Below are 22388 nucleotides of genomic sequence, written 5' to 3' on the forward strand. Positions count from 1 at the left end.
GGCTGTGTCCAGTCCTCGTTGGCGACTCCGTCGATCTCCTCGAGGAGGAAGGACCCGAATGAGGCATACCACTCGTCGGAAGCGGCGAAGGTGAACCCGCCTGCGGTGGCTGCGGCGTCAAGTGCGCCGATATCGGTTGTCCGGTCCATTTCGTAGGATGCCGATGCGTTGTTCGATGGTACGAAGTCGAATGTCTCGCCTTCGGTGAGGGTCACAGCGCCACTGTAGATCATCTCGGGCTCGACGGGTGCTGCCGCCGCTCCCTCGCCGAACGCGTAAAAACGGTTGTTTTCCGCGCCGATGTAGAGGACGCCGTCGCTGACTGCTGGGGAGGAGGAGTAGAATGCTGCATATGTGCCGCCACCGGCCGAAGGCAGGGTGTAGCGCCACACCTCTGTCCCTGTCGCGGCTTCCACGCCGTAGAGTTTTCCCGTCTGCTCGTTGGTGGCGATGTAGATGATTCCGTTCGCCACCACAGGGGAGCAGTCCACTTTGGCGCATGCAAAATGCCACCCCTGGTTACCGGTATCGGCTGCGAACCGGTACAACCCGTCTGCTGCTCCCGCGTAAAGGGAATCGCCGTCAAGGGCGGGGGTCGCAAAACTTGCATCGATATTCTTATTCCAGACCTCGCTTCCGTCTGAGGCGGAGAGTGCGTAGAGCGTTTCGCCGGTCGTGACATACACAATGCCTGCGCCGATCACCGGCGTGGACATGATCGTCCCGTCAAGGGTTACATTCCATTCTTCGCTCTTTGCGCCTGGATCAACGCAGTAGAGCGTGCTGTCGTTGCCGGCGAAGTAGACCAGTCCTCCGCCTGCGGCGGGGGAAGTGAACTGTGAGACACCGCCGCCGGTCTGAAACGTCCAGTGCGGCGATCCGTCGAGTGAGTAGGAATGAAATGTGCCGGAGTGGCGGGCGGTGACCATCACACGACCGCCGTCGACGGGCGGGCTGCAGGAGAGGCCGAAATAGGGATGGTCATCGACCGTTTCGCTCCACAGCGTGGATCCGTCGGTACTGTCGATACAGTAGAGACGGTTGTCCGTTCCGCCGACGAAGATTTTCCCGTCTGCGATTGCGGCACCCGAGACCGATCCCGCGCCGGTTCCAAGCGGGTTCTTCCAGATCTCGATTCCGGTGGTTGCATCGAGGCAGTAGAGGTACAGCTCTTCGCCATCGCCGAAGTCCATGTCCGGCCATGTAGTGACGTACACACGTCCGTCGGCGACGACCGGAGACCCGTCCGCCCACTCGGCGGTCGTGGTGCTCCAGAGTTCAGCCTCCGTCACCGGCCCGTCCCCAGCCGCCAGTCCTGTGCGCTGTGTGTCGGCATGAAACATCGGGTAATCAGCCGATACCGGAATGGTCACAAGTGTAAGAAGTATGATACCGATCATCATCTGTTGCCATGTCTTCATCTGGAACTAACTCCATATAATTTTAGTTGGATCAAGTATACTTTATAACAATTAAAAATGTTTTTATTTCATATTTTTGGATTTGCGGTACACCACGATTTTATCGTCAGGAGGGGCAGGAATCTGTCCGTCTCCGGCGCATCATCGCTTCGTTTTCGTTGCCGGGGTGAGAAGAAGCGAAAGAAGCTCTTCGTGAGATCCTGCGGTGCGGGCGCCATCCGCTTTCAGCGCCGCGATGATCCGGTCCGCCTCTCCACCGGTGAAATCCCCGGATGCCTTCTCCCCGCCCTCCCGCCTGATCATGATGATACGCTCGCCGGGATAGCGTGTGAGAATCCTGATATTTTCTATGTTGCCCGGCCCGACGGGCATATCGGTCACCAGCACGACATCGGCATCGGAAAGCCATCGTTCACATTCAGCGAGGGCGGGAGGATCGACCTGGCTGAAGGGGGGTGCGGCTACACACGGTATGTTCAGCTCCTGTGCGGTTGTAAAGTCCGAATCGTTGACGCAGAGGACGCCTGTTGTGACACGATAGCCCTTGTGGTTGAGGAGGTACATGATATCAGTGCCCGCCCCGCCTCCGCAGATGAGATGGACCTTCAGTTCGCCTCCGTGAGGGCCAGGCTCATCCATGATCGGGATGACATAGGGTGCGCGGGTCACAGGATTGATCCTGATGAGCACATCGATCCCGTAGACCTCCCGGATATTCTCACGGGTCAGTACTTCCGCTGGTGTGCCTATGTTCACGATCCGGCCTTCGTTGAGCAGGACGAGCTCGTCACAGTAGAGGGCGGCGAGGTTGAGGTCATGGAAGATGGCAACGACTGTCACCTCGCCCTTGAGATTGGTGATGATCGAGAGGATCTCCATTTCGTGGCTGATGTCAAGGTGGGACGTGGCTTCATCGAGCAGCAGGATTTTCGGCTGCTGGGCGAGAGCACGGGCGATAATCACCCTCTGCCGCTCCCCCCCGCTAATCTCGTTGACGGAGCGGTCCTTGAACCGGAGGGTATTTGTCAGCTCCATGGCATGGCGGACTATCTCAAGATCCTCCGGCGTCTCGGAGGAGAACCGGGTGAGATAGGGGTGACGCCCCATCATCACGATGTCCTCGACGGTGAAATCAAAGGAGATGGAGGTCTCCTGCGGTACAACGCTCACCTCACGGGCGAGGTCACGATATGAGAAGCCAACAAGATCCCTCTCTTCGAGGAAGATGGCACCCGACCGGGGTATGAGGATCCTGCTGAGTGCCTTGATGAGCGTCGTCTTTCCCGACCCGTTCGGACCGATGATGCCGAAGAACGTCCCATCGGCGACCTTGAACGAGATGTGCGAAAGGATCCTCTCGATCTCGTCATACCCGACGTCGATGTCGTTTACATCGATCATGCGTTCATCCTCCTCCTGAGCAGGTAGACAAAGAAGGGGGCGCCGACGAACGAGGTGATGACTCCCACCGGCATCTCGTTTGCAAAACTCCGTGCGATCGTATCAGCCCAGAGGAGGAAGAGCCCTCCCGCGATCATTGCGGAGGGGAGGAGCAGCCGGTGGTCGGGCCCAACGATCAGCCGCATGATATGGGGGGTGATGAGGCCGATGAACCCGATGGCTCCGGCAATAGAGACAGCGATTCCGGTGATAAAGGAGCTGAATAAAAGGAGTATCTTCTTGAGACGCTCTACATTGACGCCGAGATGTACTGCCTCCTCCTCCCCCAGCGAGAGGATATTGAGGTCACGGGAGAAGACGAACAGAACGAGGCTTCCGATAAGGATCAGGAGGGCGGTCCGGACGTCGGACCATTCAACGGTCCAGAAACCGCCCATCAGCCAGAATATGATCTGGTGAAGGCTGTTTCCGGCTGAATACATAAGAAATGAGAGAAAAGCCGAGAAGAACATCGAGAGCGCGACACCCGTGAGGAGAAGGGTTTCAACGGGTGCCCTCCCCTTGCGGGTTGCGAGAATATAGACCGTGAAAGTGGCGCCGGTTGCCCCGATAAAGGCGAAAATCGGAAGTCCCTTCGCCCCGAGCAGCACAATGGAAACCGCCGCCCCCAACGCTGCGCCGGACGACGTGCCGATGATATAGGGATCGGCCATCGAGTTCTTGAAGAGTCCCTGCATGGCGGTACCCGCCACGGCAAGCCCGCACCCGACCAGAAAGGCGGTGATGACCCGCGGGAGGCGGATATCGAAGAAAACCATCGATGCGGTGCGATCAGTGAGGATCGCCTGCAGCGAGAGCTCCGTAGGTCCCATTGTGACGGTGATCAGCACGCTCACCAGCATCATGACAAGGAGAACAGCGATTGTGAATACAGTGCGTGGCTTCATGATTGGGGTTCTTCCAATTTTTTTTCCCGATCCCGAGACGTTTTCTCTCCGTGCGGATGGAGGAAAAGGGACTCGAAGTAGCTGATGCTCTCGTCAAATGCCCCGATATCCGCCGTCTCGATGATGAGGGTCGCATCAGGCGGTATCGATGAGAGCACACGGGGGAAATCGATGGTGCCCGATCCGCATGCGGCATGGTCATCCTGTATGCCGTTGTTGTCGTGGAGGTGGACGTGGACGGGTGACGATGCGGCGAGGAAGGATTCGAGATTGCCGTTGAGGTGAGCATGGCCCACGTCGAGCACGAATCCGAGGCCCAGTTCGTCGAGCCGGTCGAGGAGCGAAGGATCGCGAAAATGGCAGATGTCCCATGATCCAAGATTCTCGATCGTAAAGACAACCTCCCGCTCCGCCTGTAGTTCCGCGAGTTCCGCAAGCGAACGGTCGAGCGCCCGTGCCGAACGCTCCATCCCGGATCCATACACCGATTCGCAGTAACCGGGGTGGATTACGAGCCGTTCGGCACTGATATCGTCACAGATCGCGGCAACCTCTGCGATCACCTCGATCGATGCACGCCGTATCCGCTCGTGGTGGCATGCAATGTTCATATCGGCGCAGGGGGCATGGACGGTGTACCGGAGGTCGAAGCAGGCACAAACCTCCGCGTTTCGAAGGATGCAGTGGGTGGTATCCGAGAGGATCTCCGCGAGGGTGGTCCGGGCGGCGATCTGCTCAAGCGCTTTTGCGAGCGTTTCGTTAAAGCAGGCATAGGTCGAGCACCCATACACCGGGGGTGATTCCGTGCGCCGCATCACATGCTCCACCGTCGTGACATGCAAGAAGCATGGTTTTCCCTAAGATAAATAAAAATTGATTTAAGTCTAATCCAATTGAACAGCCCGCTCCGGCTGCTTCACGCGGATCGTGCCGGTTATACGCTATAAAAAACGATGAATGGGTCGGCCAAACGCACGAAGTCATCCGGTAACGGTGCGGGAAACAGCATGGGGCTGCACACAGATGCCGTGCGATCCCGGTGCGGGTGCGGCGGTCCGGTTCGGGATTGCTGCCATTGCGGCAGGAACCCGCGTTTTTTCTGCTATGCCCCGAGGTATGCGGCTTTCACGTGCTCGTCCCCGAGCAGCTCATCGGACGTGCCCGAGCCCACGATACGGCCGTTCTCCAGTACATAGCCGCGGTGCGATATCTCGAGTGCATTCCTGACGTTCTGCTCGACAAGGAGTATGGTAAGGCCGCTCCGGTTCAGGTCATGAATGGTATCGAGCACGGTTCCCACAAGTTTCGGTGAGAGCCCGAGCGACGGCTCGTCGAGCACGAGCATATCGGGCGCCGCCATGAGACTCCGTGCAATCGCCAGCATCTGCTGTTCACCGCCGGAGAGCGTTCCGGCAAGCTGGCCTTCCCGCTCATGGAGGATGGGAAAAAGGTCGAAAATCCGGTCGTAATCGGCCGTCTCCCGCTGTGTTGCGAACGCGCCGAGTTCAAGGTTTTCACGGACCGTCATTTTTGGAAAGAGTTCTCTCTTCTCCGGTACAAGGGAAATTTTCCGTTTGACAATCTCGAAAGGAGAAAGCCCCGTAATATCCCTGCCCTGAAATACGATCGTTCCCAAATCAGGTTTATTCAACCCGAAGATTGTCTCCACGACGGTGGTTTTGCCCGCACCGTTTGAACCGAGGATCGTCACGATCTCTCCGCCGGAGATATGCAGGGAGAGATCCCATATGACATGGAGGTTCCCGTGATGTACATCCAGTCCGGAAATATCAAGCACGCAAAGACATCCTTTATTGAGCGTAGTTTTTTCCGAGATAGGATTCGATGACCGCCGGGTTCCGGACAATCTCTTCTGGCGTCCCTTCGGCGATCTTCTCCCCCTGATCCAGCACGACAATCCGGTCGGACACTCCCATGATCACCCGCATGACATGCTCGATCATGACAATCGTGATCCCCCGGTCCCGCATCTTCCGTATCAGCTGGATTGCTTCGGTCCCTTCGCTCGGGTTCAGGCCGGTCGTCAGCTCATCGAGAAGGAGGATCTGCGGTTGCGACGCCAGGGCCCGGGCAAGCTGGACTCTCCTCAGTTCGATCATGTTCAGGTGTGCGAGGGGAGTGTCATGTTTTTCCGGGGGCAGTCCGACGAATGTCAGGTGCGCCCGTGCCTCCCGTTCGGCATCATCGCGCCGGAGGCGGTGATGGTTGCCGAACAGCGCGCTCACCGTCACCCCTTCGCAGGCTGTCAGCCCGGGAAAGAGCTGGGCGTGCTGAAATGTCTTTGAGATTCCGGCTTTGCAGATTTTGTCGAGATTCATGCCGGTGATATTCATATCCTTAAAATACACGGAACCCGAATCCGGCCGGCAGATGCCCGATATGATATTTAAGAGCGTCGTTTTGCCTGCGCCGTTCGAACCAACGAGCCCGAGAATTTCACCTTTGCGGACGGTGAGATCCACATTGTTGACCGCGACCAGTCCGCCGAATTTCTTCACAACGCCCTGCACTTCGAGCATGACCCACCACCATGTCACCTGTTAACATGACATATGTTAACATATGACACTATTAACTTATTGGTGATGCACACGGATAGCGGCTGCACCGGAAGATCATATAACCTGCAAGATTCCCGGAAAAATGGAGAATCGCCGGTGTGCGTTCTCCCTTCCTCTACCCGATATATGATTCGGATACCAGATCAGTATAGTCATCAAACCAGAGCGCATCCGGATTTTTCCAAAATACCATGAATTTTCCGAAATCCTGCTGTTCTGCAGCCTGATGGAATTTGAAGTACGTATGATTCTCATCGACACCGACGACCGATATTTTTCCGCATTTATGCGACATCGCAAAAGTGACCCGCTTGGCAAGCCCTGAACACTGTGCCTTCGCATGCTCGATGATTCCGTATGCTTCTTCGACGGGCACGACAAAATGGCGGTTCCCGAGAGCCGGGCGGCACTGAAACACGTAATACGGCGCTACGCCGACAAACGACAGATTTCTGAAGAGTTCGGCAAGGACGTCCGGATCATCGTTTACCCCGCGGAGGATCGGTGTCTGGTTTGCGAGAATTGCACCCGCTCCGAGGAGCATGTCGATGCTCTGTACAGCGGCATCGGTAAGCTCACGCGGGTGGCTGAACTGCGTGATCACGTAGATACGCCGGTCGGGTGTGCTGTATTTCCGGATCATCGTGATAAGCGAGGGATCGGTGATGATGCGGAACGGATAATACGCGGGCATTTTCGTCCCGATACGGATAATCCGCACATGGTCGATTGCACGCACCTCCCTCACGATCGCATCGAGCCGCGATGTGGAGAGAAACAGGGGATCCCCCCCGGAGAGCAGCACATTGGTGATCTCGGGGTGAGAAGCGATATATGCAATATCCGGCGATATGTCCCGGATAATTTCCCTTCCTTTCTCAAGAAACAGGCGTTTCCTGAAACAGTATCTGCAGAAGCCTCCGCACATGTCGTTTACGAGAATGAGTGCCGTCTGGTCGTATTTGTGCTCCAGCCCGGGAGCGACCACATAGCGGCTTTCCTCGGAGGGATCCAGTTTCCCCCAGTCCTCGAGTTCGGCGATATCGGGGATGATGATGCGCCGGATGGGATCGTCGGGATCATCCCAGTCGATGAGCGAAAGATAATAGTCATTGGAGCGGAAGGCAAATTTCTCTTCCACGCGCTTCAGTGCATCACGCTCTTCCTCCGTCAGCTGTGCGATTTTATCAATGCGATGTATATATCGCGGTGAAGATATCACGGAAACGATCGAGGGTACCAACGAATTCCTGATTTAAATATCTTCTCAGGGGACGTATGGACATCTCCAAAAGACCCTGAGATAGCGGCGGATGTGTAAAAAACAAAAAAATTGCCGTGCCGTGCATGCTCAAGGGGTTGGTTTCCTCCTCACGTGACGAGCCGCTTCTTCATCAGATGAATGGCAAGCAGGAAGAAGACGGCGGTTGCCAGCACTATCCAACCGAGGCTCACGAGGATGAAGGGAGTGATGTCGGTGAGGGTAAGCGAGCGGGTGACCGTGACTACGTGGGCCAGCGGCAGGAGGGCGAGGGCGAGATAGCGGATAGGATCGGGCAGCACCGAGAGCGGGAAGAAGGTTCCCGAAAAGAGAAACATCGGCGTGATGAAAAGGAACGACGGGTAGTTGAGCTCATCGATGCCGGGAGTCAGTGCGGTGAAGCACATGCCGATGCTCGCGAAAAGGAGTCCGGCGGCAAAGGAGAACGGGATGACGAGGAGAGAGGCGGGAACGTCGACGACACCGAAGATGATAAGGATGAGGAGCATGATGGAGACGTAGATGAAGCTCCGCGTGGCACCCCACAGGAGTTCGCCCGCGATCACCTCGTCGATGGTGAGGGGAGTCGACACCATGGCGTCGAATGTCTTCATGTAGTACATCCGCACGAACGAGCCGTAGGTGCATTCGAAGAAGGCCGAGTTCATGGCTGAGATCGCGAGCAGTGCCGGGGCGATATAGCGGATATACGGGACACCGTCAATATCCCCGACGAACGAACCGAGCCCGATACCGAGCGCGATGAGATACAGCACCGGTTCGAGCATCGGCGGCAGAAAATTCACACGGTACGTCTTGAAAAAGACATCCCTGTTTCGCCGCCAGACTGTCCATGCCGCACGCGAGATGTCGGGCGTGAGAAATGATCCGGGACGCATGTCAGTCCCTCAGGTTCCGGCCCGTCAGCCGGAGAAACACATCCTCGAGCGTCGCCCGTCGGGCAAACACCCTGCCGGGGTTGCACTCCTCAAAGAGCCGCCGCGCTATTTCGCGTGACCGATCCGTCATCACCTCGACCACGTCGCCTATTACCTCGTAATCCGCTCCCATGGCATCGAGGCAGGCGATCACCTCGGGTTTGGGTTCCGCCTCGACTATCTCGGTTCCTGCATGCTCCTTTACAAGTGTTTCCGGCGCCCCTTCAACGAGGATCGAACCGCCGTCCATGATGAGAAGGTTGTCGCAGAGCCGTTCCGCCTCTTCGAGATAGTGGGTGGTGAGCACAATCGTATTGCCGTCCGCCTGCAGTTCCCGGAGCTTCTCCCAGATGAGGTGGCGTGCCTGCGGATCGAGCCCGATGGTCGGTTCGTCGAGGATCAGGAGCTGCGGGTTGTTGACGAGCGCCCGGGCAAGGAGAAGCCGCCGCTTCATCCCGCCGGAAAGGTGTTCGATCCTGACGTCCTGTTTCTCCGTCAGCTGTACGAATGCGAGCAGCTCTTCGATCCGCCGCTCAGCCTCCCGTTTTTCAATGCCGAAATACCGGGAATACACGAACAGGTTTTCGCGGCAGGTGAATTCGGGATCAAGGTTCGTCTCCTGCGGCACCACACCGAGCCACTGCTTGATGGCACGCGGCCGGACGTCCGGGTCCATTCCATACACGGAGAGCGATCCCCCCGAACGCGGGGAGACGCACTGGATCATCCGCATCGTGGTCGTCTTTCCCGCACCGTTCGGCCCGAGAAACCCGAAAACGGTGCCGGGCTCCACATCGAAACTGATGCCGTTCACGGCAGGTTCGGTGCCATAGTACTTCGTGAGATTCCGTGCGGATATGACGGGGGGTGGGGGTGCCATCGGTAGAAAACTGATTGATGGCGGACCGGATGAAACCTTCTGTCGGAAGATGCCGGTAGGGGGAACAATCCCCTATTCGGAGGAGAGAGCCACCCCCTGTCCTCAGGCGGCACGTACCATGGCGCCGTCGTTATCTGCCCGGGTGCGGGTGATCGCAACCTCCGTCTCCCCGAGCGCCTCCCGTGCCGAGCGCTCGATCTCACCGAGCCCCGTATCGGCAATCGCATAGACGGTCGGCCCGAAAGAGCTCAGTCCCGCACAGGCTGCCCCGGCCTCACGCAGGGCGGCCAGGAGTCCGAAAATCAGGGGGGGCTGCAGGGAGATCTCCACACGCTTGAATCCGACATCCTGCAGATGGTTGATCCCGGCGCCGAAGAGATCGAGATCATGGTCTGCGATCCCGGGAAGGATACGCATGACCAGCTGATGGCAGATCTGCTGCACCTCCTGTGCGGGGATCGGGCAGAACTTCCGGAACACATCCTTTTCACGCCTTCCGAACATGGTTTCCGGGAGATGCGGTGTCGCTAGCAGTATCTGCCAGTCCTCCGGGAACGGGTGACGGACGACCACCGGGGGGGGACGCGTGCCTTGCGAAAATGATGAGGGAAGGAAATCCTTTTTCTCCCCGTTTTCACCGAAACTATGGCCTCCGTCAACGAGAAAACCTCCTCCTGAAAAAGCACCCGTACCTATCCCTGACGTTCCTCCCCTGCCTGCCATGAGCGCCATCTCCCGCACCGGCACGGACATCCCGTAGAGATCGCACAGTGCCCTGATAGCAGCGAGCGCAAGGGCAGTACCGCTACCGAGCCCGATATGCGGGGGCGGAGAGCGGTAAATGGTAATCGATGCTCCGCCCTGCACGCCGAGGCGGGAGAGCAGTGCCCGGGACACGTCTTCCACCCTCCGGATTGCGTCCGGATCGCCCCCCTTAACCGACAGGACGGGAGAACGGCGGGCTTCAAGGAGGGTGTCGGGATGGTCAAGTGCAACACCGATGCCGCCATCCACCCGCGAAAGCCCGCCGTTGAGGTCGATAAGCCCTATGTGAAGCCGGGAGGGAGCTTTTACGATAACACCCGATTCTCCTGAAAACGAGGAGAGTGGAAATATCTCTTCGATATGGATGAGGGGGGCTTCGTCATGGATAATCTGGTACTTCCGCCGGAGGAGGCGGTCGTCGCCTCCGATTCCGAATACACGGGAGAGTGCGGGATCCGGCTTTGTCATCCTTACGTCGAGGAGTTCCCTGCGCCCCTCGATCTCGTATTTTTTGAGGATTTTTCCGATGGGAATGTCTGCACGCATCAGGTCGTTCTGCCATTCGGACCGGAGCCGTGCGAGAGGAGTATCCGAAACGGCATAGATGAGGACATCACCTGTCTCGGAATCCTGCAGTTCAACGACACGGTGATTCACTGCCTGCCCCGGCGCGACATCGAGTGACATGCTGCATTCGCTGTCGGCGGATACCACTTCCTGGAAGCGTGTCCGGACGGCCACCTCATGGCCGCTTATGGCTTCCAGGAGTCCCGTCACAGAGCCATCGGTCGTGAGCAGTATTTTCTGGAGGGGGGAGAGGGGCCCAACCTTTTCCTCGATCTCGGAAATTTTCCGGAAAAATGCATTGTACGCCATGTCGTTCCTACCCTGATTCAGAGTGCGGCCTTCATTACAATGAATGTATGGGAGCGCGTACCCTCTCCGGCAGAGACCGCTGATCGCTGCTCCCGGCAGGATCCGACTGTGCCGGGATATGGGATGCCTGTTCGCGGAGAGCTGTTCCGTAAATTTTGTTGTCATGTTCGCGACAAATAATTTATCTGGTTTCCGGGTTCACTATTAAGAAATCGAGGGATATCCGTGGACAGACCCTTTGCCGTGCTCGCCCGTATCATTACCGGCCGCCCGTATGCTGTCGCGGGGGCGATTGCTGCCATCTTTTTCGTATCACTCTGGGGGATGACCCTGCTCTCCATGGAGACCGGAACCGACACGTACATGGACAAATCCACCGAGCGGGGCATGCTTCTCGATAAATATACGGATACATTCAGCACCGATATGGTCATGCTGATAATCGAGGCGGACGACGTCACGAATCCGGAAGTCCTTGCCTATATCGATCGCATTGAGGCCGATATCGGAAACGAGCAGTATATTGCGGGAATATCAAGCATCGTTGATCTGATCAAACAGATAAACAACGGCCAAGTCCCGAAATCTTATGCCGATATCATCCTGGCGAAAGAGTCGCTCCCCCCCTACCTGCTCGAACGGTACCTTCCGTCGGAACTGCTTACCATCAGCGTCATAACGCTCGAACCGGGTGTCTCCGCGGATGTTCGGAATGCCGTGCTCGACAATATCGATGCCATACTCCGGCTTTCGGATCCGCCGCCCGGTGTCGGCGTAACGGTGACGGGCGATTCGGCATTCGAAAAACAGATGGGAGAGGAGATCGGGGCCTCGATGGGAGTACTCATCTCCGCCGCCATGCTGCTCATGATCCTTGCGGTCGGCCTCCTCTTCTCTCATGTCCGGTACCGCCTGCTTCCCGTTGCGGTCGTGGCATGCGGCCTGATCCTCACCTTCGGTATCATGGGGATCGCCGGAATTCCTATCAGCATGGTTGTGATCGGAGCGTTCCCGGTGCTTATCGGGATCGGCATTGACTATGCGATCCAGTTCCATACCCGGTTCGATGAAGAGTCGCGGAAATCCCCCCTGCCCGAGGCGATTCTAACGACCCTCACCCGGTCCGGCCCCGCCATACTCTTCGCAATGATCGCGACGTCGCTCGGGTTTATCGCGATGTATATCTCCCCTGTGCCGATGGTGCAGGATTTCGGGCTGACCTGCACCATCGGCGTGGTCTCCTGTTATATCGCAGCACTGGTGATGGTTCCGACGTTCGGCACGCTCATCGCGTACCGTCCGAAAGAGGTGCGGGGTGCGGGAAGGCGGGGCGCGATGGATATGTACGATTCCTTCCTCGGGACCCTCGCCCTCAAAATTGCAAAACATCCCTTGCCCGTGGTCCTGATCCTCGGTTTCGTCGCAATCGTCGGAATCCAGATCGACCAGACGATTCCGATTAATACCAATGAAGATACCTTTGTTCCCCCTGACATGCCCGCTGTTGTGGATCTGAAAAAAGTCACGCGGACGATGGGATCGACCCAGACGCTCCCCGTATACGTCCGCGGGGCGGGTGTCCTCGATATCGACACACTCAGCTGGATTAAAGAGTTCTCCGAGTACGAAGTATCCTCAAACGACAAGGTTACCGGTGCGACGAGTATTGTGACGTACCTCATGCAGTACAACGGCGGGGTCATGCCCTCCACCGACGCGGGTGTGGAGGAGGTGCTCGCGCGGATTCCCCGGGAGACAAAGAATGCCTATGTCAGCGGCACGATGGATACCGTCATCCAGTTCTCTCTCATGGATATGGAAAACGAGGTTGCGCTCTCGCTGGTCGACAGGATTTCGAGGGACATTGTTTGGAAAGAGGCACCGCCGGGTATCACCGTCTCACCGACGGGACAACTCGACATGTTCACGTCCCTCATCGATCAGATCAATCAGGGAAAGACACGGATGACGCTCCTCGGTTTCGGGCTGATATTTGCATTTCTCCTGATAGTGTACCGCCGCCTGAATGCGATCTCGCCGTTGATTCCCATCATGATGATCGTCGGGTGGAACGGGGCGATTATGTATCTCCTCGGCATAGAATACTCACCCATGACCGCTGCGCTCGGCTCCATGACAATAGGTGTGGCCTCGGAATATACGATCCTGATTATGGAGCGGAGCATGGAGGAGCGGGACCGTGGCCGGGATGTATTTGAATCGATCCGCGAATCCGTCCAGAAGATCGGGACCGCGGTCACCGTGTCGGGGATGACGACGGTATTCGGTTTTTCGGCCCTCCTGCTCTCTACGTTTAATATCATCAAGAATTTCGGTGCCGTGACCGTGATTACCGTCGGCTTTTCGCTTATCGGGGCCATCATCGTCATGCCCGCCGTGCTCTCCCTGATGGGGAGAGGGGGACGGCCGGAGGGAGATCATGCCGCCGTCGAGCTTGTGGGAGCAAAGGGAGCATGACGACGGACGATTACTTCATGCACTGCGCCATCACGGCCGCACGCCGGGGGATTTCGGAGGGACAGACGCCTTTCGGGGCCTGTATTGTCATGGACGGGGAGATCATTGCCTGCGACCACAACCGGGTCTGGGAACAGAGCGACAGTACGGCGCATGCGGAGATACTTGCCATCCGGAGTGCCTGCCGGGCCCGGGGGACCATTGATCTCGCCGGTGCGACAATCTATGCCACCTGCGAGCCCTGCCCGATGTGTTTTGCCGCCTGCCACTGGGCACGAATCGGACGGATCGTCTCGGGCGCCTCCATCCGGGATGCACGGGGATTCGGTTTTCACGAGCTGCATGTCTCAAACGCGATGATGGCCCGGCTTGGGAGGAGCGAAATTACGCTCGAGCAGGGAGTCTGCCGGGACGAATGCATCGCCCTCTTCCTGGAATGGGTGTCCGAAGGGCGGAGCGGGCCGTACTGAGCGGCGGCAGCGGCCGCTCCGCTCCGGGAAGAAACAGAGAAGTGAAATGTAGTATCCGGGGGAATCGGCTATGTCCGTGACATCGCTTAATAATAATCGTCGAATTGTGTCATTTTGCTCTGGCTTTTCCGTTGTCTGTCATCGGGATGCCGGTGGTTGCGGGTGTTTTTAATTTTGTCCCGGGAACCTTTCACATCCCGTTTCTGGCGTCGGTATTCCTTCTCCTCAAAGAAGTCCACACCATCGTTGAAATAATCGTAGGTATTCCTTTTTCCCACAATGTCAGGTGAACCGAATAAAAAAATAAACCTTACGATGGAGGACTCCCCGTCTTGCCGGAAAAAGGGAGGGGCCCGGTATCAGTGGGCGGCATCGCCACACCGGCACCGGCCGATCGTGAATGCCATGGATGCGGTTGTGAGTGCCATTACAAAAAAGGCGGGTGCAAATCCGGATGTCTGCGCTATGATACCCGCTGCAAACGGGAGCAGCGTCATTCCCGCATAGGTGGCTGTATTGAAAAGGCCCATCAGCGCTCCCTGCTGCACGCCCATTGCGCCGAGATACGCGAGCTGGGCATTGATAATAAATCCCGCCACACCGCCGATGACGGCGAACATCAGGAGCACCGCATACAGCCCCAGTGACGGTGCCACGAAGGAGAGCATGACCGCCGTGGCCATGAGAAGGGCCGATATCCGGACGGTCCGCACCGGTTCGAACGAGAGGCGTGACGCGGCAAGTGATGTCGCCATGGTTGCCGCGTGCATCATCCCGATCTGGACGGACAGGAGCGATGCAGATTCGCCGGTAAACTCCGGATAGAGAGCGGTGACCACGCCGGTGACCCCGATAAGCACAACGGTGGAGATATACAGCCAGAAATGAACGCGGAATGTCTCCGCAAGATGCACCTTCCGGCGTTCCTCTTCTCTCACTTCGGAAATATAGGCGCTCATGACTAGCGGAACGGCGGAGAGGGCGGTGAAGAGGACCACGCCACCCGTCGCACCCATGCTCATTTCGAGCCATCCGGTCCCGAGGAGACCGGTCAGGAGACCGAGATTGAGGGCGGCGATAAAATGTCCGCTCAGGCTGCGGTGATTCGGCTGCGAATTAATCCATGCCAGTGCGGACGGCACGAACAGCCCCGCACCAATCCCTTCGAGTGTCCGTGCGGCGAGAACCGGCAGGACGGCCGGGAAGAGTATGATCAGGATCCCCGACATGCACGTAAGAAGCAGGCCGAGGCGGATCAGGGGAGTTTTTCCGATCCGGTCGCTTAACAGGCCGGCGGGGAGTACAGTAAGAAACGCTCCGAAAAAATAGGCGGAATATATCGCACCCTGGAGAGCGGGTTCGGCTTGTGCAAAGGAGGGAAGGACGGGTACGATGGCATTGGAGATTGCCATCACGATGAAAATGCCGGAGAGCAGGGTGATTGACTGTCTCATTTCAGACCATTCGATAGGTTTCAAGGTTCATGGGCGAATGAGTTTCGATGCGGAAGCGTTTATAGATGGAACTGGCCAGATCAATCGTCTTGTTTTCGTCACCATGAATGGTAAATATCTTCTCGGGACGGGGATGCAGGTGCGTCACGTAGTTCATGAGCTGTTTCCTGTCAGAATGGCCCGAAAAACCGTCGACGGTCACAATCTCGAGATTGATCACGATTGTTTCACGCCTCCCGGTCGGGATTTCACGCCATCCTTTCTGGATTCTTCGCCCCATGGTCCCGTCAGCCTGGTACCCGACAAAGACAAGCGCGTTGCGCTCGTCGGATGCGAGGTTTCTGAGATACTCCATGACCGGCCCGCCGTTGAGCATACCGCTTGTGGTGATGATCACGCAGGGGTCGGCGTTCATGACCTCCTCGCGGAGTTTGGGCGAGTCCACCTGGACAAAACAGTCGGAAAGGAACGGGTTCATTCCTTCCCGGAATATCTGTGTGCGCAGGTCGCTGTTGAGATATTCGGGATAGGTCGTGTGGATGGCCGTCGCTTCCCGGATCATCCCGTCGAGATAGACCTTCACCTTCGGGATTTTCTCGAGCCGTATCCCTTCCTCGAGTGCAAGCATCACTTCCTGCGATCTCCCGACAGCGAATGCGGGGATGATGACTTTCCCACCCCGCTCCACGACACGGGACACGGTATCGTAGAGCAGTTCTTCGGCGTCTTTCCGTGCGGGCTGCATATCGCCCGAGCCGCCGTATGTGCTTTCCATGAAGAGCGCTTCGAGGCGGGGAAACTGTACCGTGGCGGGTCCGAAAAGCCGTGTTTTGCCGTAATTGAAATCGCCCGTGAATGCAATGTTGTAGAGCCCTTCCCCGATGTGGAAATGGGCGATTGCAGATCCGAGGATGTGCCCGGCATTGTGGAAGGTGAGTTTAATATCGGGTGCGATATCAGTCACGCTGCCGTAATTCAGCGTAATCGAATGCTTGATATACTGCTGGACCTCCGTCGAGGAGTACGGCACGCGGTTGTTCTCCTTGTTCATAACGTCGATGTAGTCGAGCTGGAGCATTGCCGAGAGATCGCGGGTTGCCGGAGTGCTGTAGATTGGCCCTTCGTACCCGTACTTGAAAAGCAGGGGTACGAGTGCGCAGTGATCAAGATGGGCGTGGGTGATGACGACAGCATCGAGCGAGGTAAGCGGCTGGATCTCGGGAACACCGAGATAGGGAAATCCGTTTACATTGCTGGGCTTCTCTCCGCAGTCGATGAGTATCTTCGACTCGGGAGTCGAAAGGAGGAATGCGGCCCGGCCGACTTCCCTGCAGCAGCCGAGTGTCGTGACCCGCACCCAGTTCTCCTTGCGGGTGATGTCGCGGTGGATGCGCCTCCCGATGGTCCTGAGGAACTCTTTTCGTTCATCCTTGACGGAGCGAAGAAACTGCCGGATCTGTTTTACCGTGACGCTTTCGATGGGGGGCGTCCGGACAACCTTCGGCGTCCACCCGATCTCCTTGGTGATTTCACGGAGCGTGGCACCGTTCTTCCCGATCACGACACCCGGCTTTTCCGCCTCGACAAGTACTTCGCCGGTGTCGGGGTCAAAGAAAATATCGGTGATACCGGCGTTTTCCGGGACGACGTTACGGATATTCACCGCCGCCCGTTCGGGATCCTCGAGGACGTTCGGGCGGACCACGATGCGTTTCCGGAGATCCCGGGCAAGGATTTTAATGAGGTCGGCCTGATCAGCGAACTTCTTCGGATCATCGGTATAGATGACCAGTTCGGGCCCTTCGAATTCGACTTCCGAAATCGTAATCCCTGCGGGTATTTTGTTATTGATCTTTTCCTTAAGATCCTGTAATCGCTCCTCAATAAGCATTAAAATCGTCCTCAATAAAAAAATGTTAGTTGGTTGCCTGAATCGGGCTTTTACCGAGCCCGGGTAATTTTGTTTCTTCGTATTTTTCCCGGGTGATGACGACGATGCTGATGTCCTCGCCGGATCCGACGTCACGGCGCATTGCCGATTTCAGTGCCCTCACGGCGAGATCAACGGCCTCCTCCTCGGTTATGTCACGGTGGTATCGATCTTCGAGCACACCGTATGCAAACGGCGACCCCGAGCCGGTAGCGACCATATCGTCCTCCCGGGAGGCACCCCCCATCGCGTCCACCGAATAGACGGAAGGGCCGGTCTCATCAATGCCCCCGACAAGGAGCTGCACGTAAAACGGGAAATACCTGTTCTGGTTGAGGTAGTTGGAGAGAAGAGTGGATGTCGCACCTACCGTTATCGGGCGCCCCCTGCGGACCTGGAAGAGGTTGCATTCAACCCGCATCAGCCGGGCAAGCTGCTGCGCATCTCCCACGCCTCCGGCAGTTGTCATACCGATCCGGTCGGCAATCTGGTATACTTTCTTTGCTGTTTTACTTGCCACAAGGTTGCCCATTGTCGCTCGTTTTTCGGTGGCGAGCACGACTCCTTGATCAAAGACGAGCCCTATTGTCGTTGTCCCCTTATAAATTTCATTGGAAAGTTCAGGCATTTGGATTCCTCCACCGGGATTACACGATATAAAGATAATAAAAGGTTTCAGACTATACAATGATACGATTATCCATAAAGGTTATTGTTATTTGATTTTAACGGCCTGAAAAAGTATTACATCCGGCAGGTGTCGAAAACTCCTCCCAGGACAATCGATTCGGGGATGAGAACCCTTATCACGTTCCTGTCAAAGAGCATCGAAACAAGCCGTTTATCGCCGTTAATCACCGGCAACTGATCGATCCGCGTCCGCTTCATCTTCAATGCGCATTCGCTGATCACGGAATTGACGGGCATGGCAACGACGTCGCGGACCATGGCCGACTTTGCCGGTTTGTCGGGAAGCTGAATCCGGGATATTCCGTAGGATATGGAGTGCATGTCGCGGATGCTCTCCCACGTCCATTCGTCATCATCAGTGCCGTTTGAAAAATCGCTCACCTGTACCGAATCCTCGATGCATGCATGCCGGATCAGGTCGCGTTCCGAGATGATGCCGGTGAGCTGCGATTCCTCGTTGAGTATGGGAATCGCATCGAAGCCGGAGATCTCCATGATCCTGCCGACGACCGGCAACGGCGTTTCCTCCCACAAAGCGAAGGTGTGGCAGGTATACCGTGATTTGATCTCCTCCTCGATCTTCATTTGTGCGATGGCCCCGATCAAATCCGCGACACTGATCAGCCCGAGGAGTTTCCCGGAATCCACGACAGGAAGACGGCGGACATTGTGTTTTATCATCAGGATTGCCGCTTCACGGATGTGGGCATCGGGGTGGATCGTGACAGGGTCCGGTGTCATGAGAAGCCCGAGCTGGGTCTCATCCGGTTTCCTGAGCAGATCCTTTCGGGTGATGATGCCGACAATTTTTCCTTCTTTCAGGACCGGGACACCGCTGATGCCCGTCCGTTTCAGAATTCTGAGCACATCGTCCCTGTTTCCCGGAATTTCCACGCAGACGACGTCCCCCGTCATAAAGTCGCGGACTGGTTTCGTGTCTATAATCTCACCACCATTGTTGAAACCGTGCTGTTTCTTACGACGTGGGACGTGACACTCCCGAGAAGAAGCCGGTCGATCTCGCTCTTTCCGTGCGACCCGAGAACGATAAGATCGGCAGCGATCTCGTCGGCGAGTTTGAGAATTTCATTTCCTGCGTGTCCCTGTTTGATATGCGTCGTGAGTTCCACACCAGCCTGTGATGCGGTCTCTCTGCTTTCGTCCATTGTCAGATTGCCTTCGCTTTCGAGCAGGTTGTAGATAACCTCAAGCGTATTATCGATGGGGATGGAAGAGAGCATGCCGGTCTCAATGACATAGACCGCATGGATCTCTGCATTCCAGACCTTTGCTTCGTCAATGGCGGTCTGCAGAGATCTTTTACTCACATCCGAGCCATCAATGGCGACCAGGATTTTATGAAACATTGACTCTCCTCAAAAATTAGGTCTGTATATTATTTTTACCGCATACTATAAATGATTCGTCCAATCAGTCCCTGGTTCATGCGTTTCACAACCGTCGCGAGCGGATCATGGCTGTACCGGAAATTTGCGCGCAGGGGATCCACCGTGAAAAACGCAGCCGGGTTCCCCTCGGAAATATAGTGAGGGGCGGTGAAGAGTGACGAACCTGCGGTTGCCATGCGCAGGATGTCGGCGGGCGGAATCCGGTAGATACATGCGGTAAAAGCCATTTCCTGGAACATATCCGGCTGGACGAACATCACGTTGTCCGTTCCGAGCAGGACACGGCACCCGAGATCCAGCATTCGTTTGATCGGGGGATGGGAGCGTGACATCGCCACACCGAGTGACCAGTTCGAGCGCGGGCAGACGGCGACCGGTACCCCCTCGTCTGCAATCCGCTTCAGCTGCGTATCGGTTGCATGCGTGCAGTGGACCAGCAGATCGGGCCCGAAGGACAGTGCTCCCTCGATATCGTCCGCATCCTTCTCCCCGGCATGGAATGCAACGAATTTTCCCTGCCGTCTGGCGTCCGCGACAGCCGCCTCCAGTCCCGGGTCCGGCCGGTAACTCGGAACGCCCACTCCGTCGGCGATCCTCTCCCCCCCGTCGCGTCCGAAGATCACCGCCCGGCACGGCTGCCCTTCCACCGCCTCGGTGAGCAGGGACACGCCATCGGCGCCGCCCTCCCTGAAATCGGCAAATCCTGTTGTCCCGGACGCGATCATACTCCGGATCGAGGAGCGCATCGCCTCCCGAATCGCGGCGGGTGCTGCGGCGGCAAGCAGGCGGTGCTTTAGCCCCGCAGGGGGAGCGACGAGGGACGCAAGGTCCCCGGATGCGGGAACGTCGAGCGCGACAGTGTCGGCAAGGTGCGTGTGCGCATTGAAAAATGCGGGGCAGATCCAGGGGCCGTCCCGGGGAGTGGTCTCATCGATGGAGAGGATCCGTCCCGCTTCGACGGTTATGGCGACATCACGGAGAAGGAGTTCCTCCCCGACAAATGCCCGTCCTTCAACGACACAACTGGCCTGTACAGGATCCATGGATGCTGATTTATATATGGAGACTCCCACATTATAGGTATATGGCAAAAAAAAGTGGCGGACGGTTAATATCGTCGGCGGGTCTTGTCACGTATTATGAGAGCGAGGACCGCCGTTCATTCCATATCAGTCCCGTCGCGGTACTGATCATCGCGGGAGTGATCGGGCTGATCACGCTTGTTCTCAACATGCTGCTCTGATCAGAGCGGATTCTGCATTTTTTTCAGTGCATTCTGTGTAATATCCTTGTCCTGTCCAAAGTACAGGTTATCGTGCCCTTGCCATACGGGGCAGTTCCTGAATACGACAGCGGGGACTCCCCGGTTGCTTTCGCCCATGACAAAATTGGCGAATCCTGCGATTTCATCCACAACGGCCTCTTCCGTGATCTTCAGCACATGCCCGAAGAGGTCATGATCCCCCCGATAGTCCTGGATTGCCGGCATTCCGCTCCACCCGATTGCGATCCCTGTCTGCCCGCGCCGAAACGATCGCCCGCAGGTATCGGTGATGATAACCCGGATATCCTTTCCCGTAATCGTACGGATTTCTTCCCTGACTTCCTCCGCCGCTCCGTTCGGATCCGGCGGGAGCAGGATCACCGTTCCGTCCTCCACATTGCTCTGGTCCACACCGGCACGGACGCCCACGTGGCCGTGCGGAAGGCGGGTCAGCAGAAAGGGGTGGTCGAGAAGGATGTCCGTCGACTCGTCAAGCACCGCCTGCATAAACCGGGGATCTTCTCCGCATGCCGCTCCTATCCGGCATGCCCGCGCACCTGCCTCGATGGCGGCGAGAGAGCGTGTATGTCCTCTGGACTTTGAATACACCGATGAAGCGAGGCAGAGAATATCGCCGTCCTGCATCGCGACGCGGTCGCAGATGAGCGACGGGAGCTTATCGCCCTCGTGTATGAGGGGGAGCCCCTCGACGGGAAGTATCTCGATGTGCATATGTATAGAGCATCAGCCGCTGAACCCCCAAAAAACTTCCCATAGGGCCTTATTCGCAGGGATGATGTCGTTCCGGCCGCCGGGCACTAGGGTGCCCATGCGGGAAGCCAATAACTATATCCCGAACCAAACATCCTGATAATGGTTCATTCCGCATGCCCGCCGGCAATTCGTCCGCGGGATTACACGCTCGGGGAGCTCGGGGCGTTTCATGCCCATATCGGCCCCTTCCTTGTTCTTGGTTACCGGATCGGGCGGTACGTGCGCGATCATTTCTGCGACGATCCCTTTTCGATATCCGCACGGGTCTGTTGCCCCGCCCGTTCACCCGAACGGTGCATGGTCGACGGTATCCAGGTATCGAGCGGCTGTACGCTTGGCAAGGAGAACATCGTTGTCATCGACGATCCCGATGTGCGTGCGGAATTCGAGGCGGGGGGACGTCTGATTGTCATCCGGCCCCGCCCGTTTCCCCGGCCCGTTCGCGATGCACACTACCGGGAAAACCTGCTGCGGTGTGCGGAAGACTTTTTTGTCCTGCCTGATGCGGAGCTTTTCGACGTCAGCAGGTATGGCAGGGGGTAACATTCTTTATCTGACGTGACGTACCAATCGCATGCTATGTATATGGTAATTCGGTGTACGGGTTGCCGCACATTTACCTATGTCGACCGGTTTCAGCGATGGAAACTCTGCCCCGTCTGCGGAGCGGCTATTGATGTGGCACGTGCACCGGCATACCTCGACGTCCCGTCACACAGCGAAGCAGAGTCGCTCGTGCAGAAACTCGAGAAATTCCTTGACGAAACCGGAAAAAGCGATCTCAACCGGGATGAGAAAGAGCGGTTGAGGACGGAATATGCACGCTGGGTTCGCAGTCAGGTGTGATA

At 57.0% G+C, this 22388-nt stretch carries 21 protein-coding genes and 2 pseudogenes; 5 read left to right on the forward strand and 18 right to left on the reverse strand.

Features of this window, described 5'->3' with window-relative positions; genetic code table 11:
- The 10 genes and pseudogenes from APR53_05370 to APR53_05415 all read right to left on the reverse strand — a co-directional run bounded on the left by APR53_05370 (position 1) and on the right by APR53_05415 (position 11071).
- Positions 1-1403 (reverse strand): annotated as a pseudogene (locus APR53_05370).
- Positions 1404-1562: 159 nt separating this feature from the next.
- Complete coding sequence (locus APR53_05375) at positions 1563-2822, reverse strand: hypothetical protein (GenBank protein KQC03368.1); 1260 nt, start codon at positions 2820-2822, stop codon at positions 1563-1565.
- The gene (locus APR53_05380) at positions 2819-3769 is read right to left on the reverse strand and encodes an iron ABC transporter (GenBank protein ID KQC03369.1); all 951 of its coding nucleotides are present in this window, start codon (positions 3767-3769) and stop codon (positions 2819-2821) included. The genes APR53_05375 and APR53_05380 overlap by 4 nt, the downstream gene beginning before the upstream one ends.
- 77 nt (positions 3770-3846) lie before the next feature.
- Positions 3847-4584: pseudogene (locus tag APR53_05385) on the reverse strand.
- A 287-nt stretch (positions 4585-4871) separates the two neighbouring features.
- The gene (livF, locus tag APR53_05390; GenBank protein KQC03370.1) at positions 4872-5567 is read right to left on the reverse strand and encodes an ABC transporter ATP-binding protein; all 696 of its coding nucleotides are present in this window, start codon (positions 5565-5567) and stop codon (positions 4872-4874) included.
- 13 nt (positions 5568-5580) lie between these two features.
- Positions 5581-6309, reverse strand: coding sequence for an ABC transporter ATP-binding protein (locus APR53_05395; protein ID KQC03371.1), 729 nt, complete (start codon positions 6307-6309; stop codon positions 5581-5583).
- A 157-nt stretch (positions 6310-6466) separates the two neighbouring features.
- The gene (locus APR53_05400; GenBank protein ID KQC03415.1) at positions 6467-7570 is read right to left on the reverse strand and encodes a radical SAM protein; all 1104 of its coding nucleotides are present in this window, start codon (positions 7568-7570) and stop codon (positions 6467-6469) included.
- Between the two features lie 152 nt (positions 7571-7722).
- Positions 7723-8511, reverse strand: coding sequence for an ABC transporter permease (locus APR53_05405; GenBank protein KQC03372.1), 789 nt, complete (start codon positions 8509-8511; stop codon positions 7723-7725).
- Between the two features lies 1 nt (position 8512).
- On the reverse strand, positions 8513-9430 hold the full coding sequence (locus tag APR53_05410; protein KQC03373.1) for an ABC transporter: 918 nt from the start codon (positions 9428-9430) through the stop codon (positions 8513-8515).
- A gap of 102 nt (positions 9431-9532) precedes the next feature.
- Positions 9533-11071 (reverse strand): beta-ribofuranosylaminobenzene 5'-phosphate synthase, encoded by a 1539-nt coding sequence (locus APR53_05415; protein ID KQC03416.1) that lies wholly within the window; start codon positions 11069-11071, stop codon positions 9533-9535.
- A 225-nt stretch (positions 11072-11296) separates the two neighbouring features.
- Here APR53_05415 and APR53_05420 point away from each other — a divergent pair, with 225 nt between their 5' ends.
- The gene (locus APR53_05420; protein KQC03374.1) at positions 11297-13549 is read left to right on the forward strand and encodes a hydrogenase expression protein HypA; all 2253 of its coding nucleotides are present in this window, start codon (positions 11297-11299) and stop codon (positions 13547-13549) included.
- 17 nt (positions 13550-13566) lie between these two features.
- Positions 13567-14019: a deaminase gene (locus APR53_05425; GenBank protein ID KQC03417.1), complete on the forward strand. Its 453-nt coding sequence runs from the start codon at positions 13567-13569 to the stop codon at positions 14017-14019.
- 86 nt (positions 14020-14105) lie between these two features.
- Here APR53_05425 and APR53_05430 read toward each other — a convergent pair whose 3' ends face one another.
- From APR53_05430 to APR53_05460, 7 genes are all read right to left on the reverse strand, one after another.
- The gene (locus APR53_05430; GenBank protein KQC03375.1) at positions 14106-14297 is read right to left on the reverse strand and encodes a hypothetical protein; all 192 of its coding nucleotides are present in this window, start codon (positions 14295-14297) and stop codon (positions 14106-14108) included.
- Between the two features lie 81 nt (positions 14298-14378).
- Complete coding sequence (locus tag APR53_05435; GenBank protein ID KQC03376.1) at positions 14379-15473, reverse strand: MFS transporter; 1095 nt, start codon at positions 15471-15473, stop codon at positions 14379-14381.
- 1 nt (position 15474) lies between these two features.
- Complete coding sequence (locus tag APR53_05440; protein KQC03377.1) at positions 15475-17364, reverse strand: hypothetical protein; 1890 nt, start codon at positions 17362-17364, stop codon at positions 15475-15477.
- Positions 17365-17389: 25 nt separating this feature from the next.
- Positions 17390-18031: a proteasome subunit beta gene (locus tag APR53_05445; GenBank protein ID KQC03378.1), complete on the reverse strand. Its 642-nt coding sequence runs from the start codon at positions 18029-18031 to the stop codon at positions 17390-17392.
- A gap of 116 nt (positions 18032-18147) precedes the next feature.
- Positions 18148-19008 carry a transcriptional regulator gene (locus tag APR53_05450; protein KQC03379.1) on the reverse strand — a complete coding sequence of 287 codons (861 nt, stop codon included), beginning with the start codon at positions 19006-19008 and terminating at the stop codon, positions 18148-18150.
- Positions 19009-19031: 23 nt separating this feature from the next.
- The gene (locus APR53_05455) at positions 19032-19460 is read right to left on the reverse strand and encodes a universal stress protein UspA (GenBank protein ID KQC03380.1); all 429 of its coding nucleotides are present in this window, start codon (positions 19458-19460) and stop codon (positions 19032-19034) included.
- Positions 19461-19495: 35 nt separating this feature from the next.
- On the reverse strand, positions 19496-20545 hold the full coding sequence (locus APR53_05460; protein KQC03381.1) for an amidohydrolase: 1050 nt from the start codon (positions 20543-20545) through the stop codon (positions 19496-19498).
- 41 nt (positions 20546-20586) lie between these two features.
- Here APR53_05460 and APR53_05465 point away from each other — a divergent pair, with 41 nt between their 5' ends.
- Complete coding sequence (locus APR53_05465; GenBank protein KQC03418.1) at positions 20587-20745, forward strand: preprotein translocase subunit SecG; 159 nt, start codon at positions 20587-20589, stop codon at positions 20743-20745.
- Here APR53_05465 and APR53_05470 read toward each other — a convergent pair whose 3' ends face one another.
- Complete coding sequence (locus APR53_05470; protein ID KQC03382.1) at positions 20746-21498, reverse strand: F420-0--gamma-glutamyl ligase; 753 nt, start codon at positions 21496-21498, stop codon at positions 20746-20748. It abuts the gene before it with no gap.
- A gap of 141 nt (positions 21499-21639) precedes the next feature.
- Between APR53_05470 and APR53_05475 the strand changes: the two genes are divergently transcribed.
- A complete protein-coding gene (locus APR53_05475) occupies positions 21640-22083 on the forward strand; it encodes a hypothetical protein (protein ID KQC03383.1) in 444 nt (147 codons plus the stop codon).
- A gap of 36 nt (positions 22084-22119) precedes the next feature.
- Positions 22120-22386, forward strand: coding sequence for a hypothetical protein (locus APR53_05480; protein KQC03384.1), 267 nt, complete (start codon positions 22120-22122; stop codon positions 22384-22386).
- Positions 22387-22388: the final 2 nt, after the last annotated feature.

It is taken from the genome of Methanoculleus sp. SDB, from assembly GCA_001412355.1.
Classification (GTDB): domain Archaea; phylum Halobacteriota; class Methanomicrobia; order Methanomicrobiales; family Methanomicrobiaceae; genus LKUD01.

Excerpts from the sequence above, each read along its gene's own strand:
- APR53_05410 (KQC03373.1), bottom strand. The coding sequence starts at position 9,430 with ATGGCACCCCCACCCCCCGTCATATCCGCACGGAATCTCACGAAGTAC.
- APR53_05375 (KQC03368.1), bottom strand. The coding sequence starts at position 2,822 with ATGATCGATGTAAACGACATCGACGTCGGGTATGACGAGATCGAGAGG.
- APR53_05435 (KQC03376.1), bottom strand. The coding sequence starts at position 15,473 with ATGAGACAGTCAATCACCCTGCTCTCCGGCATTTTCATCGTGATGGCA.
- APR53_05455 (KQC03380.1), bottom strand. The coding sequence starts at position 19,460 with ATGTTTCATAAAATCCTGGTCGCCATTGATGGCTCGGATGTGAGTAAA.
- APR53_05450 (KQC03379.1), bottom strand. The coding sequence starts at position 19,008 with ATGACGGGGGACGTCGTCTGCGTGGAAATTCCGGGAAACAGGGACGAT.
- APR53_05475 (KQC03383.1), top strand. The coding sequence starts at position 21,640 with ATGGTTCATTCCGCATGCCCGCCGGCAATTCGTCCGCGGGATTACACG.
- APR53_05405 (KQC03372.1), bottom strand. The coding sequence starts at position 8,511 with ATGCGTCCCGGATCATTTCTCACGCCCGACATCTCGCGTGCGGCATGG.
- APR53_05480 (KQC03384.1), top strand. The coding sequence starts at position 22,120 with ATGTATATGGTAATTCGGTGTACGGGTTGCCGCACATTTACCTATGTC.
- APR53_05440 (KQC03377.1), bottom strand. The coding sequence starts at position 17,364 with ATGCTTATTGAGGAGCGATTACAGGATCTTAAGGAAAAGATCAATAAC.
- APR53_05465 (KQC03418.1), top strand. The coding sequence starts at position 20,587 with ATGGCAAAAAAAAGTGGCGGACGGTTAATATCGTCGGCGGGTCTTGTC.
- APR53_05470 (KQC03382.1), bottom strand. The coding sequence starts at position 21,498 with ATGCACATCGAGATACTTCCCGTCGAGGGGCTCCCCCTCATACACGAG.
- APR53_05460 (KQC03381.1), bottom strand. The coding sequence starts at position 20,545 with ATGGATCCTGTACAGGCCAGTTGTGTCGTTGAAGGACGGGCATTTGTC.
- APR53_05380 (KQC03369.1), bottom strand. The coding sequence starts at position 3,769 with ATGAAGCCACGCACTGTATTCACAATCGCTGTTCTCCTTGTCATGATG.
- APR53_05445 (KQC03378.1), bottom strand. The coding sequence starts at position 18,031 with ATGCCTGAACTTTCCAATGAAATTTATAAGGGGACAACGACAATAGGG.
- APR53_05395 (KQC03371.1), bottom strand. The coding sequence starts at position 6,309 with ATGCTCGAAGTGCAGGGCGTTGTGAAGAAATTCGGCGGACTGGTCGCG.
- APR53_05425 (KQC03417.1), top strand. The coding sequence starts at position 13,567 with ATGCACTGCGCCATCACGGCCGCACGCCGGGGGATTTCGGAGGGACAG.
- APR53_05415 (KQC03416.1), bottom strand. The coding sequence starts at position 11,071 with ATGGCGTACAATGCATTTTTCCGGAAAATTTCCGAGATCGAGGAAAAG.